General features: G+C 37.2%; 16 protein-coding genes, 2 tRNA genes, 1 pseudogene and 1 other annotated feature. Of the genes and pseudogenes, 2 read left to right on the top strand and 17 right to left on the bottom strand.

Annotated features, from left to right (window positions below):
• Positions 1-37: 37 nt before the first annotated feature.
• From EEI45_RS04600 to EEI45_RS04590, 4 genes are read right to left on the bottom strand one after another with little or no spacing between them, the layout of a single operon-like run.
• Complete coding sequence (locus tag EEI45_RS04600) at positions 38-814, bottom strand: alpha/beta hydrolase (RefSeq protein WP_407644007.1); 777 nt, start codon at positions 812-814, stop codon at positions 38-40.
• Between the two features lie 27 nt (positions 815-841).
• A complete protein-coding gene (locus EEI45_RS09230; protein WP_228410207.1) occupies positions 842-1,051 on the bottom strand; it encodes a hypothetical protein in 210 nt (69 codons plus the stop codon).
• Positions 1,048-1,566 carry a cysteine hydrolase family protein gene (locus tag EEI45_RS04595; protein ID WP_125164307.1) on the bottom strand — a complete coding sequence of 173 codons (519 nt, stop codon included), beginning with the start codon at positions 1,564-1,566 and terminating at the stop codon, positions 1,048-1,050. Before EEI45_RS04595 ends, EEI45_RS09230 begins: the two co-directional genes overlap by 4 nt.
• Before the next feature lie 52 nt (positions 1,567-1,618).
• The gene (locus EEI45_RS04590; protein WP_125164306.1) at positions 1,619-2,959 is read right to left on the bottom strand and encodes an MATE family efflux transporter; all 1,341 of its coding nucleotides are present in this window, start codon (positions 2,957-2,959) and stop codon (positions 1,619-1,621) included.
• Positions 2,960-3,083: 124 nt separating this feature from the next.
• Between EEI45_RS04590 and EEI45_RS04585 the strand changes: the two genes are divergently transcribed.
• A tRNA-Leu gene (locus EEI45_RS04585) sits at positions 3,084-3,168 on the top strand.
• Between the two features lie 130 nt (positions 3,169-3,298).
• On the opposite strand, the gene EEI45_RS04580 is transcribed toward EEI45_RS04585, so the two are convergent.
• The 10 genes from EEI45_RS04580 to coaD all read right to left on the bottom strand — a co-directional run bounded on the left by EEI45_RS04580 (position 3,299) and on the right by coaD (position 12,240).
• Positions 3,299-3,697, bottom strand: coding sequence for a hypothetical protein (locus tag EEI45_RS04580; RefSeq protein ID WP_125164305.1), 399 nt, complete (start codon positions 3,695-3,697; stop codon positions 3,299-3,301).
• A 92-nt stretch (positions 3,698-3,789) separates the two neighbouring features.
• Positions 3,790-5,382 (bottom strand): hypothetical protein, encoded by a 1,593-nt coding sequence (locus tag EEI45_RS04575; protein ID WP_228410206.1) that lies wholly within the window; start codon positions 5,380-5,382, stop codon positions 3,790-3,792.
• Complete coding sequence (locus EEI45_RS04570) at positions 5,363-6,061, bottom strand: ABC transporter ATP-binding protein (RefSeq protein ID WP_125164304.1); 699 nt, start codon at positions 6,059-6,061, stop codon at positions 5,363-5,365. The genes EEI45_RS04575 and EEI45_RS04570 overlap by 20 nt, the downstream gene beginning before the upstream one ends.
• Positions 6,062-6,131: 70 nt before the next feature.
• Entirely contained in the window at positions 6,132-6,596 is a 465-nt protein-coding gene (locus EEI45_RS04565; protein WP_125164303.1) for a hypothetical protein, read from the bottom strand.
• Complete coding sequence (locus EEI45_RS04560; protein WP_125164302.1) at positions 6,596-7,213, bottom strand: cyclase family protein; 618 nt, start codon at positions 7,211-7,213, stop codon at positions 6,596-6,598. The genes EEI45_RS04565 and EEI45_RS04560 overlap by 1 nt, the downstream gene beginning before the upstream one ends.
• A 247-nt stretch (positions 7,214-7,460) precedes the next feature.
• On the bottom strand, positions 7,461-7,979 hold the full coding sequence (locus EEI45_RS04555; protein ID WP_125164301.1) for a tryptophan transporter: 519 nt from the start codon (positions 7,977-7,979) through the stop codon (positions 7,461-7,463).
• 91 nt (positions 7,980-8,070) lie between these two features.
• Positions 8,071-8,306: a binding site (T-box leader), on the bottom strand.
• A 45-nt stretch (positions 8,307-8,351) separates the two neighbouring features.
• On the bottom strand, positions 8,352-9,824 hold the full coding sequence (locus EEI45_RS04550; protein WP_125164300.1) for an ATP-binding cassette domain-containing protein: 1,473 nt from the start codon (positions 9,822-9,824) through the stop codon (positions 8,352-8,354).
• Between the two features lie 152 nt (positions 9,825-9,976).
• Complete coding sequence (gene murJ / locus EEI45_RS04545; protein ID WP_125164299.1) at positions 9,977-11,503, bottom strand: murein biosynthesis integral membrane protein MurJ; 1,527 nt, start codon at positions 11,501-11,503, stop codon at positions 9,977-9,979.
• A 170-nt stretch (positions 11,504-11,673) separates the two neighbouring features.
• A tRNA-Arg gene (locus EEI45_RS04540) sits at positions 11,674-11,749 on the bottom strand.
• The gene (coaD, locus tag EEI45_RS04535; protein ID WP_125164298.1) at positions 11,740-12,240 is read right to left on the bottom strand and encodes a pantetheine-phosphate adenylyltransferase; all 501 of its coding nucleotides are present in this window, start codon (positions 12,238-12,240) and stop codon (positions 11,740-11,742) included. Before coaD ends, EEI45_RS04540 begins: the two co-directional genes overlap by 10 nt.
• Before the next feature lie 249 nt (positions 12,241-12,489).
• On the opposite strand from coaD, the pseudogene EEI45_RS04530 reads away from it, so the two are divergent.
• Positions 12,490-13,639, top strand: a pseudogene (locus EEI45_RS04530) (IS3-like element ISErh1 family transposase).
• Positions 13,640-13,892: 253 nt separating this feature from the next.
• Here EEI45_RS04530 and EEI45_RS04525 read toward each other — a convergent pair.
• The 3 genes from EEI45_RS04525 to EEI45_RS04515 all read right to left on the bottom strand — a co-directional run bounded on the left by EEI45_RS04525 (position 13,893) and on the right by EEI45_RS04515 (position 16,296).
• Complete coding sequence (locus EEI45_RS04525) at positions 13,893-14,315, bottom strand: flavodoxin domain-containing protein (RefSeq protein ID WP_125164297.1); 423 nt, start codon at positions 14,313-14,315, stop codon at positions 13,893-13,895.
• A gap of 70 nt (positions 14,316-14,385) precedes the next feature.
• Positions 14,386-14,691 carry a PTS sugar transporter subunit IIB gene (locus EEI45_RS04520; protein ID WP_003775282.1) on the bottom strand — a complete coding sequence of 102 codons (306 nt, stop codon included), beginning with the start codon at positions 14,689-14,691 and terminating at the stop codon, positions 14,386-14,388.
• A 75-nt stretch (positions 14,692-14,766) separates the two neighbouring features.
• Positions 14,767-16,296, bottom strand: coding sequence for a helicase HerA-like domain-containing protein (locus tag EEI45_RS04515; protein ID WP_125164296.1), 1,530 nt, complete (start codon positions 16,294-16,296; stop codon positions 14,767-14,769).
• Between the last annotated feature and the right edge of the window lie 23 nt (positions 16,297-16,319).

The following is a 16,319-nucleotide window of genomic DNA, read 5'->3' as shown; positions in this document are numbered from 1 at the left end:
TGCATATATAAAACCCCATCAAAAAAGATGTAAGCCTTCACACCTTCTTTGTATAATTATTTAGAAATCCAACAAATTCTTCAAATGTATGAACCGAATACGGATTATCCATTTTAAATTGATACTCATGACCTAAAACATCTGCCACACCTTCATCAAAGACAGAAGTGACTGGAACATCGAGCGATTCCAATTTTGCCTGCATTTTTAAGCCATCTTCCATGAAACTCATTTGATTTCCGTCAGTAATAAATGTCGGTGGAAAATCGCTCGTTACATGATTAAGAATGGACAATGACTCAACATAATCGGTATCCATCCATGCCTTTTCACCCATATAAGCCCACGCTAAACGGCTCACAAAGAAATCTAAAATACCGGATGAAGACTGCATATTTAAAAGACCATTTAAATCATAGGGACCACAAAACAATGCCATCCCTTTGACAGAACTTGGATTTAAAGTTACATTTTGATTCAATTTTTGTTCATACGCCGGATCCACCTGAACCATCATGAATTGCGAGATAATGTGTGCCCCCGCAGAGTCGCCCGCGAGAATAATATTATTGATATCTAAACCAAAGAGATCCGCATGGGTTTGAAGATATGTTATGGCTTCACCAACTTGGTGAACTGGGGACGGATAAACCGCCTCTGGAGCGAGGTCATAATTAAGATTAATAACACGATAGCCTTGATGCGCTAATTGAACCGCATACTCATAATTATCGTGCTTATCACCACCCACAAATGCACCACCGTGAACCCAAATAATCGTCGGCAACTTCTGGGCATTTTTCGGTCCAAACAAATCAAAGGTATTTCTTCCAGCAGTGGATTAATACGTTAAATCGGTGTAAGCATCAACTTCAGATTCAATCAATTCATAACCATGTGGTTTTACCGCTAACCCGCCTTCAAACACTTTTCGAATAAGATATGCTGCAGGAGATGGATCCACAATAAAGTAAACAGCAACGCCACCTACAATTAAAAGAACCAAAGCTAATACAGCTAAAAGTCCGCGCTTAATACTCGCCCGACTCATCGAATCACATCCACATGTAAACCTTCAAGGACATCAAAGGTCTTTTGATTTAAAAGAGGATCGTAACTGTCTGTACATGATGCATCTACAAGAATGCGGGATTCGGGACACTCAGCCTTAACCATCACACACGTGCTAATAACACAGATATTTGAAACAAGACCCATCACTTCAATTTCATCATAATTTTTTTGATCTAAATAATTCCCCAACTCCAACGATGCAAACGTCGGTTTATTAAAAATAATTGAATCCGGCTTAATAAATGGCTCTAACCGCGCATCCAACGCCCATCCATGAGACCCCAAAATACAATGTTCAATTGGTAATCGACGTCCTTCTTGCGTCTCAAGATAGTTTGAACCATGCGTATCACGTGTGAACACAACATCACAATCTTGCTCATTTTCTAATTTTTGGATTATATTCATAACCACTTGGTTTGCACCTTCAAAACCAAGTGTCCCCGATACAAAGTCATTTTGAACATCAACGATAATGTTTAATTTTTTCATATTGTCCACCCTTTTTATTTTATTGTAACATAAAAAAGTCCTCGTTGGAGGACTATGCTTTTTCAAGCCATTTTGAAGCTTTTGAATAAAGAAGCGTAAGAATCATTGAACTGATCCAGGTAACAGAATAACTCCAATATACCCAATCAATGGAATGATTGATTCGCATCATGATAAATAAGAATATTTGTCTTAGGATGGTGAAACACGAAATCATGATAATCATCGGAACCATTGTGAGGCCTGCACCACGTAATGCACCACTCAAAATACTTGTTGTGCTGAGTGCAAAATAGAATGGCACCATAATCCGTAACATCCGTGCACCATATACAATAACCATCGGTTCAGGTGAAAAGAAACCAATGAGTTGATCTGCATAGATAAACGTTGGAATCCCGATAATAATAACGATCCCGACCGCTAAAACTAGAGCAGTACGAACCCCCTCCATAATACGTTCTTTACGTCCAGCTCCAAGGTTTTGACCGGTAAAAGTCGTTATTGTTAACGAAAAACTTTGAGTTGGCATGGATAAAAACGCATTAAATTTATCCGCCGCACTAAATCCGGCAACGGCTGCAGAACCAAAGGCATTGATATACGATTGTACCAAGACATTGGAAAATGAAACTACAGTCTGTTGAATTCCAGTAGGAATTCCCAATCGAATAATTTCATACAGTTTATCTCGATGAATACGAATATCTGTCATCTTGAGTTGATAAATATCATCAACGCGTAGTAAATGCATCCAGACTAAAATTGCAGATGTAAGCTGAGCAATCAGTGTTGCAACCGCAACACCTAAAATTCCCATATCAAAAACAATAACAAACAATAAGTCTAATGAAACATTTATAAGACTTGAGATGCATAGATAAATTAAGGGATTGCGTGAATCCCCGATTGCACGTAAAATAGCTGCTCCTGAGTTATAAATAACAAGACCGGTTACACCCCAAAAATAAACTCTTAAGTAAAGTGTTGCAGGTTCCATAATATTTGCGGGTGTCTTGAGCCACCCCAGAAATATTGGGGACATTACGTAACCGAAAAATGTAAGAAAAACACTTACAATCAACGAAAACGCCATAAAGGTATGAATCGAATCATGCAATTCTTCATCTTTCTTCGCCCCAAAATATCGAGAAATAAGAATACCCGCACCAGTCGAAATCCCCATAAACAAACCAATAATAACGTTACTTAGAGGCGTACTTGCACCAACTGCCGCAAGCGCTTCTTCACCCACATAGTTTCCAACCACAAAGGAGTCCACGGTATTATAAAGTTGTTGGAATAGATTCCCAATCAAAAGCGGAATTGAAAACAAGAGCATTTCTTTCCAAATGACGCCCTCTGTCATTGACGTCTTTTTATGAATTTTCATTATAACCTTCCTTCTTAACCATAAATATTATACACGATATTTTACGTAAATCATTAAATTAGCCACTTTTAATCTTGCACATTGTTTATTCCAATGCTATAATAAAAAAGCAATTAAGTGCAATGCACCAGTGGCGGAATCGGTAGACGCGCACGCTTGAGGGGCGTGTGACGCAAGTCGTGTAAGTTCAAATCTTATCTGGTGCACCAAATATATCTTCAAACCAACTTCGGTTGGTTTTTTTATGTTTTAGTCAAGAATTGACATAATAAAACGAGGACATCTAAGCCTCGTTTTATTGTCGTTTTATTGTCGTTTTATTGTCGTTTTATTGTCGTTTTATTGTCGTTGTTCCACTGCATTTGCCATAATTCGATAGCCTTGATAAACCCCAGCAAATCCACCAATTATTAAAAAATTAATCACACCTACGATATGAACAGAATTATGGTCTAAAGGCGATGAAAGCCATGCACCTAAATTATTAAACCCCACTCCAATACACATCGTCATCGCCAGCATGACCAAAATATGTTGTTGATCATCATTGTGTGTATAGAGTGCATAGCAGTTCACAAAGGTTATCGCGAGATACATTGCTCCCAATTCACGCTGCCATCCAAAATCAAAACCCCAAATTGAATTTTCAATCATATAACTTGGGAAAATCAAATGAGACACCGCGGCGATAAAAAACACACCGGTCATGACCATTAAATACCCTTTTCTTCTTTTCATCAATCCAGCTCCCCTGCATTTTCTTAATTATAGAGAAGATATCCTCGGGGTTCAAGTCTCTTACTCGTTTATCGAAATTTGTCCGAATAAAACTATTTCCTGATTTTGAAGGTTTTCCCTGAAAACATTCGTACACAAAACACACCCAATACAAAATAGACGGTTGTAATAATAGACAGCCATATATTTAGATTCGGTACTGAACTTAGACGATTACCATTATAAGCAACCATCACCACAAGAATCTTCATGAGGTTGTAGAGTATTCCCTTCTCTTGCATCGATTCATTGTAAGGTTGCAACGTATAATACATCAGTAGATTATGAACACTGAAGAAGATGCTTAAAAGTATTAGGGTAAGTATAAACATCATGACTTCACCACGTACTGGTACAATGAATTCAACTGAAACCATAAAAACCACACCCAAGATGATTGGTAAAAGTGGAATCAAATTCAATGTTACAAGCGTTCCAAGCCGCCCAAGAAATTGTTTCCAAATAATTTCAGGACGACGATAGAAAGCGTAATTCAATAATTTCGAATCACAGTTTAGATAATAAGCACGGGTCATCGATTCGCCAATATTCAGCAAATAGACGACAAAAATATAAGGTCCTATCGATTTAAAAATCTCCGTAGAAAGTGTTTTCGAGACATCAATAAATTCATTAGGGAAAAGAATTCGCATTCCCCATAACACCACGATACTTAGGAGCATTGCCACCAAAATAATTACAAATCGGAAACGCAAGGGTTTAAACCATAGGCGCCGGTGACGTTCAAGAAAAAGTCGATTCAAAAGACTGTATCCTTCTTGATGATTCAAAACACGATTCGATCGTTCAAGATTGTAATCATCATCAATGCGTAACGTTTCCTGTGTTGTTTTAAGATTTATCTCTGCAAGGCTTTCATCGGGACGTGTACGTTGAAGCATCGTGAGTCCATATGCTTCATGTATATCCGATGCATTAAATGGATTGCGAATTATAAATCCAATTGCACCGACGACAGTGATGCATGTCACAATCAAGAACAAATGATCCGATAAGAGGTTCAATAAATATAGACCACCTACACTCAAAGTAAGCACCAGCATAAATCCTATTTTATAACTTCCTTTAATCTTCTCGTGGTATCGATCGAAATAGGTTAAATCAATGCCTTCCGCGATAATTTTGGACGCCATCACAAACAGTCCCATCATCAATGCAATCCAAAAACTTTGGTTATACATTAAAACGGTAGACATCATCACGATTGCGTAAAGCATCCGTTCAATGAAGTCATTTCGCATACGAAACATGTAGTAAGATTGATAATCCACTTTGAAGGAACGTATTAAGGTCCACTTCTCTTTAGAGTCATCCGTCGATATGGTGTTGATACAGCACCCAAGCAACACCAAGAGCAACCAAATAAACGCAATCGGAACGGATGGAAATATTTTCGCAATCAGACCAAAAACAATAAATAGATAAACAAATTGATTCACGACGATTCGTATAAAATGAAAAACCGATACAACGCGCCCCAGTTTCTTTTTTTGATCCGTTTTTTCATAAATATTGGTATAGATGACTTTACGTAGTGGTTTTATCGAACGAAGGTAGTAAATAAATTGATTCGTTCGATTTACCCTTGTAATATCCTTTAAAACATTATGATTGATGATTATCACTTAAGATATGAATGATATCTTCCTCAAACGAAGGATCATGCAATCGCCCAAAATCTAAGATGGATGCTTCACCGTGATGTAAGATAATCACCTCATCACAAATATCCTCAGCGATCTGCATCATATGGGTTGATAAAACCATAATACAGTCTTCTTTAAACGCTACGAGTTGACGTTTCATTTCAATGGATGCAACCACATCAAATGAAGTTAATGGTTCATCAAGAAAGAGAACTTTTGGCTTCAACATCATAATGCAGAGCATCTGCAGCTTATTACGCATTCCATGTGAATAGTCTTTGATAAGTTTATAACGGTCATCTTGATTGAATTGTATTGTATCAAAATAAGAATGAACATCTTCACGTTTAAATCCTTGATCCTTATGAATATCAATAAAAAATGTCAGAAATTCAAGTCCTGTCAAAAACTCAGGCAACATCGGATTTGTATAAACAAACCCGACATCTTGTTGGGTTAAGGGTGATCCATCCTCAAAACAAACCGTCCCTTGGTCATAGGGAATTTCTTGACTAATACAGTTAAAAAATGTTGTTTTCCCTGCTCCATTGCGCCCCAATAACGCATAAATCTTTCCCTTTTCAAGCGTTAAATTAATGTCCTTCAAAACTACTTGTTGATCAAACGATTTTGAAAGATTATTAATCTCTAATTTCATAGTTCCACCTCTGTATCGTTATACCGATACAATACCACAACGCATTTATCGAAGCAATAAAAAATGCACGTTAATACGTGCATTTAAAATTTTGTTGTGTGCGATAAGTCTTTAACGCTTCAAAAGTTAGAACGGACTGATTAAATGTTGTGGAAACAAGATGCAATTCATCCGAACTCATCATATCAAAAACATAACGATGAGAAATTAAAAACGTTCCTTGATTAAAATCTTGGTCTGTACTTAACATGGTAAACCGCAACGATTCTTGATTCAAAATTTCCTTGAACATCACGATTTCCTTTTGGGGTAATTGCGTTAAAAACCAGTCATCGATATTTTCCTTTAAATCACTGATTTGAAAAGTATGGAGACGCTCAATTGTATAATTATCCGAGATTGTATCACGATACGTTTCATGGATTAGACTTCCATCGACAACATAGTCTTTTTCGCAGACGGAGTTTTGATGTGTTTGACAGCCTGTAAGTCCAAAAAGCATCACAATACACACATACGTTACGTTACGCCTCATTATTTTAAAACAGCATAAGCACGAACAGGACTTGCTTCTGATTCGATTTTGAGCGGCACTGCCGAAATAATAAAATCTTTATGATAGCGTAATGAATCTAAGTTGTTGAGATTTTCTAAGATCATAATATCCGCATCCATAAGAATATTATGGACATAATAAGGTTCCAAATCAGGTGATGGAATATCCATCCCTACCATCTTAATTTGTTTTTCCACAAGAAACATTGCAAGTTCCTCAGTAAAGACTGGATGATCTTCGAAATACGCTTTCTCACCACGGCGCTCATCAAATCCAGTATAAAACACGACGACATCCCCTTGATTCACCAAGAGCTCGTAATCCGGTTTATAACCAATTTCTTTTTGATTGCGAACATCAATCATAACGCCACGACCAATAAACCGGTCAATGGGGAAATTACTGATAAATCGCTCATCACTTGATAGGTGCATGGGAACTTCCACATTAGTTCCTGTGTGCAAGGATGCCGTCACCGAATAGTTTGTGTAGCCGTCATCTTCAAAACATGCATCCAAGTCAAATTTTGTTTTCGTATCGCCTGGGAAGACCCCAGTTGCTTCATTAAATGTTTGTGTTAAATCGATCAGTTTCATATATTTTATCCCTCGTTCCTATTATAACGAAAAACTATGGGAATGCTAGTGTGAAATTATCGGATTTATACAAATAATCAAAGCGCATTATCAACGTATAAGACTTTTTAATCTCAAAACACACACTGATACAATCGTGTTCCATGGACGTATACCCACTCTAGTCTTCTTAATCAAACTTATCTTTAAAAACACAGAAAATAATCTGATCCAAAACATTATTTTTTGATACGAAACCATCTCATATTTAATAATGAAGATTAGGCTCTTTTTTCGGTTGAATGCGTTCCATCACCTTTGAAATTAGCAAAACAAGGATGCTATTTACAACCATCGCCGGAAGAATGATACCCAATAGGAAAAATTGTAGCGGGAGGGAAATCCCACCCAGCACTTGAACGATGCTTAAAAAAATCAAGCCGGATATACAAGTTCCAAGACACGTAATCAAACACGACGAAACCTTTAAATCCAATTTTCTAACTAAGAATTGGTATCCATAGAAGACAAGTGGACCGGTAATGAGTTTATCGATGACATTAGCAACTTCCCCACCAGGCATTGCCGTTGTCATGGCAGTCAAAAAGCCACAAACTATGCTTACAACGATAACCTCTCGAAACGATTGCAGTCCAAAAAGCGCAAAGAAAAACATCGCAAGCATAAAATCGGGTTTCATAAAACCTACGGTACCCGGGACCGTGATATGTAATACAAGACCCAGTGTTAAAAACAAGGTCGAAAGGGTTAAATTTTTGATTTTCATATGTTTCGCTCCTTTATCAAAATGATTCAACAAACACCAATCACTTCATACCACGGTCATCACCTCCCTAAGAACAAAAAAAACTTCACCCATACAGGGCGAAGTCTTCGCGGTACCACCTGAAACTCTACGTAATCTACGTAGCTCAATAGGAATACTATCATATTCCTGCCCATTTAACGGGGGCAACCGTCGTAAACTACTTACCGAAGTGTTCATTCCGCCTTTCATGAGCCCATTCACCTTCGAGGTAAGATCTGTTCACACCAACCACAGACTCTCTGAACTTACTTCTTGAAAGCTACTCCTCTCAATCATAAAGTTTGTTATTAATGCAATAATAGCACGAATATCCTTGCTGTCAAGCATTTCTTAACGTTTCGTAAAACCATTGGGTGTCATTTCTAAAACATCTTTAAATACATGTTGGATAAGTTGGAGGTCATGCGTAATACACCAAATCGCACCGTGATAATCCGCTAACATCTCATAGATCACCTTTAATGAAAATGGACTTAAATTACGCGTCGGTTCATCCAATAACAACACATCCGGTTTTGTCCGTAATATCTTTAACAGCGATAATTTTGCCTTTTGTCCACCGGATAAATGGATAATCGGAAGTTCCATCTCATCAGAAGTAAAGTTAAGTCTGCCAAGTTCAATTCGAACTTCCATTTCCGCTTCCCCAAGCCGCATACAATTTTCAATTGCATTTTTTCTCACATCAAGATTTTGATGATGATCCTGATGCATCACACCTACATTCCCTTCAAGACCCTGAATCATACGATGAAAAAGAGTCGTTTTACCACTACCATTTAGACCTACAAGCGCAACTTTTTCACCTGCATGTAAACGGTAGTAATAGTTTCGGCCTCGGACACCCCAATCGGTCTCTAAAAATGGAATATCAATGGATAAAACAACATTCGAATAGACTGGTTTTTGTTTGCCGAATTCCATTCTAATTGCTTCTTCTTGATCTTGGTGTTCCAAGGTCACTTGTTTAGATCGTCGCTTCTTTTGTGCTTTTAAATTTTTCATTTTCTTTTGAAGACCAGGGTCTGCCCGGTTCACATTTCGAAGTTGATGACCCACTTTTTGATACTGCTTTTGCCATGTTGCCTCTTGTTTCGCTTCAAATCGTTTCTGAAAACGAACTTGTTGATTATGGTGCGCTCTGGCTCGTTCACGATTTTCAATATATGCATCATAGGATCCTTCAAACAGTGTTAATTTTGAAATTGATTTACGATGTAATTGTTCAAAGTGTAGAATGCGATTTGCACTGTGTTTTAACGTATTAAGATCGTGTGATACAAAGATAACGGGTTTGGTTTGCATTTCCATCCAGTGTTCAAACCAGATTAAGCCTTCTATATCTAAATTATTGGTGGGCTCATCCAAAACATAACAGTCAACATCTTGCATCTGAAGCTTTGGTAATTGAATACGAACACATTCACCACCACTTAATGAGTCCATGGTGCGATTATAGTCATTTTCATCCAATGTTGGTACCATCGTTAAAAACAAGGGGACAAACTCCCCAAAACGATCCCAAGCACTCCCTAACACAAATTCCAAGAGCGTTAGAGCACGCTCCTGCGGTTCCAACTCCTGACCTAGATATCCAAAAACGATGGATTCTGGATGCAAGGAACGGTGGATTCTGAGTTTTTGAATTTCGGGACGATTGACAAGTGATTTAAGAAATACACTTTTACCATTTCCCTCTTCTCCGATCACGCCCACACGATCCCCTTTATTTACGGACATAGAAAAAGACGTGATAAGATCACGTCCTTGATCTGTCTTAACATCAAGACTTATGTTAAACATTGAAAAAACGCCTCCTTTTTAGTTATTATGTTTTAAGTCGAGGCGCATTTCCCATAAGTCTCACCGGATAGCAATCTGCTACCTTTCTAGTTATTTATAATATAACATGGCTTTTTATCCCTTACAAGTAAAAAAGTTCTCAAATGAGAACTTTAATGTTTTAGTTTACTGATAAATTTTGCTTTCACACTATCGAGTGCTTGATCAAATTCTTCGATTCGCATTAATTTAACCGCAACAAAGTAGACAACGATTTTCAGTAAAACTACAAGAACAAGACCCGTTACCAAACTCAATTTCGCACTGATAAATGGATAGGCAAAGAAGACCGCAGCCGCCATGATTGATCCTGACACGATCAGTTTAAGAACGGTTTTAAAAATATATTGATTGTTGAAATCTCCGATCATTTTATACAAGAAATAATAGATTAGGATAAAATAAAACAGTTTTGAGATACTTGTACCAAGGGTCAGACCCGGTAATCCCATAAACTGAACAAAGAATAAGCTCGCGACGATGTTTGCGCCAACAGAAATTGCTCCGTATACCACCGGACGACGGGTATCCCCTAATGAGTAAAAGACACGGAGTAAAATCATTGCATTCGCATTAACAATAAGACCCAAACACGAGGCAATTAACACATTCGACGTTAAAACAACCGCTTCCGGTGTAAAAGCCCCACGACCAAAGAACAACTGAACCAGAGGTTGTGATAACACCATCATCCCCAATGTTGCTGGAACAACAATCATATTGACCGCTATCAGCGTATTGGAAATTGATTTTTTAAGTCCATCATGATCACCATTGGCAGCAAACTTCGCCATAGCCGGAAATAAAACTGTAATGATCGAACTCACAAAGAGACCGATAATTGAATCACTAATTTTATTTGAATAATTTACAATTGAAATCCCACCTTCAATAACCCCTGAAGCAATTGTCTTATCAAAACTAGCGTTAACTTGATCAATCGACGAACCAATAATTACAGGAACTGCCATAACAAGCATAATTTTAATGTGTTCATCGCGAACTTTTAATTTGAATTGATGTTTATAACCCGAGCGTTTCGCAATCAAATAGATAAAGAGTGATTGGCTGGCAATCGCAAAGGTTACCCCATAGGCTAGAAGGTATATAGAATTTCCTTTTGATAAAATAATACTTATAACAATTACGATATTCATAATTACATAGCTTATACCATGAGCTGCAAAGCGTTCCTTAATTTGTAAGTAGCCTTGTAATACAGCGAGAATGGTTTGGAAAAACACAGCAAGTAATGTAATTCTTGTAAAGGAAACTGCCAAAGCCATCGTTTCTGCGTTAAATCCAGAAGCAAATAGACGTACAAGCGGCTCAGTAAAGATTTCCGCTAAAAGAATAACACCCACGAAAACTACAAGTAAGATATTAATGATATTACTTGTAAATCCTTCAGCTTTGTCACTTCCCTCACGCTTATGAATCTTACTAAAAATCGGGATAAATGACGTCGTAATCCCTGTTGCAATAAAACTAAATAATGAATTAGGAATGGACGATGCGATGATGTATGCATCAGTAATCGCCGTCGCACCAAAATACTTGGCCAGTAACAATTCTCTAAAAATTCCAAAGAATTTATTAACTACCATCAGCAATATTAAAACTATTGCGTTCTTTTTCATAAAATGTATTCCTCTCTTATACTCATAGAATGAGACCTTTGACTTTTGTTTTTATTTTTTATATGTGCACTTGTTATTATATCATAGATTTCTATAAAACTAATGTGCTCACGAAACGAGCCAATATCAATAAAAAAAACTCTTGATACAACTTCAAGAGTAAAAATATTTGGTGCGACTTACAAGAATCGAACTTGTGACACAGCGCTTAGGAGGCACTTGCTCTATCCACTGAGCTAAAGCCGCGTTATAGACCTAAACCACAACATCATATTTTGATACAGTCGCACTGCAACACTTTGAGGAACAAATCCAGTAAGGTCACCTCCGTAACGAGCAATCTCACGCGCTACACTGGAAGAAATGTATGAATACTTGGGTGATGCGACCAAAAAAAGCGTCTCAATGGATTCATTTAGAACACGATTGGAAGTCGCTAACTGCAATTCATTTTCATAATCCATAACTGCGCGAATCCCTCTGACAAGAATTGGGCATGATTGCTTTTCCGCAAAATCAATGGTGAGACCTTCGCCAATAACAACCTCAACATTGGACAGATGAGATAAACAGTCACAAGCCATTTCTAAACGTTCTGACATTGTAAACGTTCCTGATTTCTTTTCATTAACCATAATTGCCACAACTACATGATCAAACATATTTGCACAACGTTCGATTAAATCAATGTGACCTGTTGTGATTGGATCAAAAGATCCTGGATACATTACTTTCATAGACTTACCTCACTTGAACTTATTATAACGTATTTGTGTTTTTTAAAAAAGTCATAATTTGATGTGCTTATGACTTTTATGATTTAAAAAGAATGGTTTAAGCGAATCGGTCGTTTTAATGTTAATAGTTGTGATGAATTACAAAAAAACACACATCTGGGAGGGAACTGACCTAGTTCCGTGGGACTAAAGAAAAAAACCTCTTGTATGAGAATTATTGTAAAATAGTTCAATATAGGAGGTTTTTATATGGGAACACGAACTATACATAGCTATGAGACAAAGATGAAAGTTATAGAAATGAAATTGGCAGGCTACTCAAGCAGGTTTATTCAGACTGAACTTGGAATAAAAAATGTAACACAAGTCAAAACATGGTGAAGATGGTATCGAAATGGTGAACACTATCGATTTTCTCAACCTGTAGGCAAGCAATATACTTTTGGAAAAGGGCCTGAAGGAGACACGGTCGAAGAAACACAAAGACTTAGAATTAAATCTTTGGAGCAACAAATTGAACTATTAAAAAAGTATTTGGAAAGAGAAAGGATGTGGTTCCTGAAATAATCATCAAGCTCGTTGAAGAGTATCGCAACACTGTATCTCTTAAAGATATCTTGAATCTTTTTGGGGTACCTAAGTCAACGTATTACCGTTGGACTAAAAAAGAGCAACTAGAGTCTAATAATTATTCTGTCAATGAAGGATTAGTAATTGAACTTTGTAAAGAAAATAAATTTCGTTATGGATATCGAAAAATAACTGCATTAATTCGAAAAGAAAGAATTATCAATAAGAACACTGTTCAAAAGATAATGCAGAAACACCAATGTCAATGCCGTGTTAAGGTCAAACGGTATCGAAAAAACAAAAATCCGAAGATCATTATGCCCAATATCATTAATCGCGACTTTAAATCACTACGTCCTCTAGAAATTGGTGACAGATATCACTTACATCCCTTATGGCCATAAGATGCTCTATTTATCTACGATCATGGATTTATATAATGGTGAGATTATTGCGTCTACATTGAGTGACAGACAAAACCTAGAATGTGTGGTTGATACATTAAATCAACTTCCGGATATCGTTCAGCCATGTATTCTTCATTCTGATCAAGGGAGTGTCTATACATCAAAAGAGTATCAACTCAAAGTAAAAAATAAAAGCATTACCATGAGTATGTCCCGTAAGGGTACCCGCTGATAATGCTCCTATCGAATCGTTTCATGCCTCGCTAAAGTGTGAAACATTCGAATTAAACCCAGAACTAAAGGGTTCTACTGAAATTGTATCACAAACTGTGATAAACTATTTAAAATATTACAATGAAAATAGAATACAAGAAAAGCTAGGATATCAATCTCCCGTAAATTATCGGTTAACTTCATCCTAACTTGGTTTTTTCTTTAGTCCCAAGGAACTAGGTCAGTTCCGAGTGATGTGTGTTTTTTAAGATCCATCGTCAGTATTATTGGAGGAATACTTAATTTATATAATTTTGAGGAAATAGATTATCTATGAGCGATGGTCTAAAGGACAAGTTTTTTTAGATAGATGAACTATCTATAAACTAATTATACCGACACAATGAAAAATGTCAACACTTTTGACAAAGAATATGTAAATTATACATTCATTGAAACAATTTACATTGTGAGAAGTGTTTTCGTTTCCTCATATGCTTCTTTTAATTGTGCTTCGGTCGGTTCCCATTGATATGCAAATTTTCGTTCCACAATTCCACCCGCATCAACAATCTCACGTTCCCAATTTTCGATCCAAACACCTTCGCCCCAATCATAAGAGCCAAACAACACCACACGTTTCCCTGACAGCATGGGAAGCAAATCATCAAAGAACGGTCTAAACTCATACTCCTCAACATTCTCATCATTCATTGCTGGGGATCCTAGAAATAGGATATCTGCATCAATAACAGCATCCGCTGTCACGTCTGTCACAAAATCATTACTCCCATCAATTCCCAAATCTTCAACCGCTTCATAAATTGAATCCGCAATCATTTGCGTATTTCCTGAAGCTGAATAATACACGATATTTATTTTCATAACAACCTCCATCGTAATTACTTTCTATTATAAAATAAAAAATGTTATTTTTCACTAACATTTTTTAGATTTAAGCATCACCAAGTACTTTTTTAACTTCCGCAATCACGGCTTCACCGTTCATCGTACCGTATGCACGCATATCGATAACTTCAATTGGTTTTTCTGGTAATTGTTTTTGAACTGTACTTAAATTGAATCGAACTTGGGGTCCTAATAGGATGATGTCTGCATCAGCACCAACGCGTGCGGCTTCACTTACAGCGTGAGCTGATATTTCTACATCATATCCTTGTGCAGCAGCGGCTTCTTGCATCTTTGTAACAAGGATACTTGTTGACATACCTGCTGAACATAATAAAATAATTTTTCTCATAATATCCTCCTCGATATGAAACTATTATAACAACAAAGGCAAATAGCGTCTATAAGAAAGCGTTAACATTTCCAATCATTTCTTTCCAGTAAGAATTCCCATAATATTTCTTGTAATCGCTTTACCGAGTTCATTCCCAATGGTACTCATCGTTCGGTTCATGCCTTTTTCAATCGGTGTTTGACGATGACGTGTTGTTGTCTTCTTACGATTTTGTAATTTTTCTTTTTCTTTTTCTAATTTTTGCTTTTCTTTTTCAAGAGCGAGACGTTCTTTTTCAAGTTCTAAATTCATTTTATCTTGTTCCTCTTCAATTCCTGCTTGTGTCATTTTTTCAGCTAACGATTCATAGGCCGAAAAGCGATCAATAGATTCTATATATTTTTGATAAAAACTACTGCTTTGAATCATCGATGTACGTAAGCTTGCATCAATTTCAGCCATAAGACTTTGTGGAGGCAAGACAAAAGCACGTTCCGCAATTTGTGGCGTCCCCTTCTCATCGAGTGTTGAGATAATAGCTTCACCTGTACCCAACTCCATTATTGCAGTTTCAGTATTAAAATTTGGATTCGCTCTAAAACTTTGAGCTGCTGCTCGTACTTGTTTTTGTTCGCCAGGGGTATAGGCACGAAGGGCATGTTGGATACGATTTCCCAATTGACTTAAAACACGGTCGGGGATATCCGATGGGCTTTGAGAAATAAAATAAACGCCCACACCTTTTGATCGAATCAACTTAACAACAAGTTCAATACGGTCCACCAATGCTTTAGGTACATCTTTGAAGAGTAGATGGGCTTCGTCAAAGAAGAAAACCATCTTCGGTTTTTCGACATCACCCACTTCAGGTAAGGTTTCAAAGAGTTCCGATAACATCCAAAGTAAAAACGTCGCATACAGTGTTGGGTGGCGGAACAATTCCACACTATGAAGAATATTAACCATACCTCGTCCATTCGAATCTGTACAAATCCAATCTTGAATATCTAAAGCTGGTTCACCAAAAAAGATGTCTGCACCTTGTTCCTCTAAAAACACAACCTTGCGAACAACCGCACCAATGGTTTGTGTAGACATCAATCCATATTCGGCAGTGAGCTCTTTATTGTTTTGATAAACATAATCTAACATGGATTTGAGATCTTTAATATCAAGCAGTAACAGTCCCTGAGCATCCGCAATTTTGAAAACTAACGAGAGTAAACTTGCCTGTGTTTCATTAAGATCCATAAGTTTTGAGAGCATAATGGGGCCCATTTCTGAAATAGTAGTACGAACTGGAATACCACCCTTACCGTAAATATCCCAAAACGTTACCGGGAACCCTTTGTACTCAAAACCGTCCACGCCAAATTTTTCAACACGGCTGGAAACATTTGGATTTTCAATCCCTGCGGAAGCAAGACCGGACACATGACCTTTAATATCCGCTAAAAACGTAGGAACACCTAAATCACTTAATGCTTCCGTTAAAACTTTCAATGTAACCGTCTTTCCGGTACCCGTAGCACCAGTAATAAGTCCATGACGATTTAACATCTGCGGTAAAATATACACTGGGGTTTCGCCCTGTGCAATCCATATTTTATTTTCTTTTAACATGATGATCTCCTCATTTTATGTTT

The organism is Erysipelothrix piscisicarius (assembly GCF_003931795.1).
Lineage (GTDB): Bacteria > Bacillota_I > Bacilli_A > Erysipelotrichales > Erysipelotrichaceae > Erysipelothrix > Erysipelothrix piscisicarius.
Note: the sequence above shows the minus strand (reverse complement) of the source record. Positions and strands in the feature narration are given on the sequence as shown.